Origin of the sequence: Pseudonocardia pini, from assembly GCF_013870575.1 — a bacterium.
In the GTDB taxonomy this organism is placed as follows: Bacteria; Actinomycetota; Actinomycetes; order Mycobacteriales; family Pseudonocardiaceae; genus Pseudonocardia; species Pseudonocardia pini.
Map to the genome: position 1 here is coordinate 1 of NZ_JACBXB010000870.1, position 2,138 is coordinate 2,138.

A 2,138-nucleotide genomic window follows, 5' to 3' on the forward strand; every position below is an offset into this window, starting at 1 on the left:
TCCCCCGGCCTGTCCGCGCTGACGCCGAGCACCGGCCGCGTCGACAACGCGGGCGTGCTGGGCACCGAGACCTGCCTCGGCGACGCCCTGGGCTACGAGGCCACGGGGCCGATCCGGATCGAGCACCACATCGAGTACGGCGTCGACCGACCCAGCACCTGTGCGGACGTGTCGATGAAGGGGTACGCCCTGCACCACATCCCCACGGCCGACGGCGTCGTGACGATGCGGAACGACTTCGTGGCCACGCTGGCCGCGTTCCAGGGCGAGAAGTTCTCCGGGACCTACGGCTTCGTGCCGCTGGAAGGCGACTGCGTCACCGCACCGCTGACCAAGTTCAAGGTCATCTACGCGGGCTACTTCAACGACAACGGCCGAGACTGAGGGGCAGGGCGGGGCCGGGTCGCCGGCCCCGCCCGCTCCCCGGTCGGCACTGACTGGTCGCGATCCTCGGGAGCACTGTGAGAACGACGACGACGCCGACCGCGCACACCCGCCGCGAGCACGCCGCGGCGATCCGGCTCCGGATCCTCGACGCCGCGCTCGAGTGCCTGGTGGAGTCCGGGTTCGCCGAGGCCTCCACGCTCAAGATCCAGGAACGCGCCGGGGTCTCCCGCGGCGGCCTGCTCCACCACTTCCCCTCCCGCGAGTCGCTGCTGGTCGCCGCCGCGCAGCACCTGGCGTCGAGCCGGGTCACCGAGACCGCGACCTCCGCGGCCGCCGCGATCACCGCCGCGCCCGACGACCCGGAACGCGTCGACCAGGCGATCGACCACATGTGGGTCCGCTTCCAGGAGCCCTACTTCTGGGCCGCCGTCGAGCTCTGGGTCGCGGCGCTGCACCATCCCGCCCTGCGGACGGTGCTGCGCCCCGCGGAGCGCGAGCTCGGTGCGCGGATCCGCACCGTGGTCGACGGGTTGTTCGGGCCGGTCCTGTCCGCTCGACCCGAGTACTCCGCGCTGCGCGAGATGCTGCTGACGAGCATGCGCGGGGTGGCGTTGACCTACGCCTTCGAGCCGCGGGTCCCCCGGTACGAGCGCAACCTCGGCGTGTGGAGGCAGATCGCCCACGTGGCGCTCGACCCGCGCTGAGCCCGGCCGCGTAGGCGCCCGCAGGACGGGTATCCGCCGGACCTCGAACCGAGGAGGTCCCCTTGCCCCGTACGACGTCCACCACCCACCGCATCGCCGCCGGACTGATGGCGGTGATCGCCGCCCTCGCGCTCGCGGGCTGCGCGGGCGGCTCCCGGAGCGGGAGCGACAACCAGGGCGCCGAGGGACCGGCCAGCGCCGCGCCCGGCCCGGCGGGCCAGGCCGACCGCGTGTCCGTGAACGACTCGTCGCCCGACGACCTCACCGCCGCCCTGCGCGCCAACGACGTCCCCGAACCGGCGAAATGGGCCCAGATCCTCGTCGAGTACCGGCCGTACCCGCAGGGTCAGGCGGGTGCGGACGGGATCCGCGACGTCCTGACCCGGTTCGAGGCGGACCCGGAGACCGCGGCCACGATCACCAACGCCGTCGTGCCGTGATCGACGTTTTCTCGCGGCTCCGTGTTTGCCCGCCGGAGACGGTGGTACCCGGCCTGTGAGCGCTTCCGGGGAGCGGAGAGCGGTCACGGTGCGGAACTGGGGAGCTTCGCGCCAGATCGGGGAACACACGGCCCGGCCGACGTCATGTCGGCCGGGTCGTGTCCTGTCCGCGCCTGCTCTGCAGCCGGAGGCTGTTGCCCACCACGAGCAGTGAGCCTGTCGCCATCGCCGCACCGGCGAGCATCGGGTTGAGCAGGCCCGCGGCGGCCACCGGCAGGGCCAGCACGTTGTAGCCGAAGGCCCAGCCGAGGTTGACGCGCACCGTGCGCAGGATCCGGCGGGACAGCAGGACCGCCTCGGTGACGGCGACGAGGTCGTCCCGCACGAGCGTCACGTCCGCCGACGCCGCGGCCAGGTCGGTGCCGCTGCCCAGGGCGATCCCCAGGTCGGCCTGGGCGAGGGCGCCGGCGTCGTTCACGCCGTCGCCGACCATCGCCACGGTCCGCCCCCGCTCCTGCAGCCGGGCCACCACCTCGGCCTTCTCGGCGGGCAGCGCACCGGACCGCACGTCGTCGATCCCGACGGCGGTGGCGAGCCCCAGGTTGCG

The 2,138-nt window shown here is 73.5% G+C and carries 4 protein-coding genes; 3 read left to right on the top strand and 1 reads right to left on the bottom strand.

Annotated features, from left to right (window positions below):
• From H5J29_RS30145 to H5J29_RS30155, 3 genes are all read left to right on the top strand, one after another.
• Positions 1-384: hypothetical protein (locus tag H5J29_RS30145; RefSeq protein ID WP_181784352.1), on the top strand; the 384-nt coding region annotated here is incomplete at its 5' end.
• A gap of 77 nt (positions 385-461) precedes the next feature.
• Positions 462-1,091, top strand: coding sequence for a TetR/AcrR family transcriptional regulator (locus H5J29_RS30150; RefSeq protein ID WP_181784353.1), 630 nt, complete (start codon positions 462-464; stop codon positions 1,089-1,091).
• Between the two features lie 62 nt (positions 1,092-1,153).
• Complete coding sequence (locus tag H5J29_RS30155) at positions 1,154-1,531, top strand: hypothetical protein (protein ID WP_181784354.1); 378 nt, start codon at positions 1,154-1,156, stop codon at positions 1,529-1,531.
• 142 nt (positions 1,532-1,673) lie between these two features.
• Here H5J29_RS30155 and H5J29_RS30160 read toward each other — a convergent pair.
• A partial coding sequence (locus H5J29_RS30160) for an HAD-IC family P-type ATPase (RefSeq protein WP_181784355.1) occupies positions 1,674-2,138 on the bottom strand: 465 nt, incomplete at its 5' end.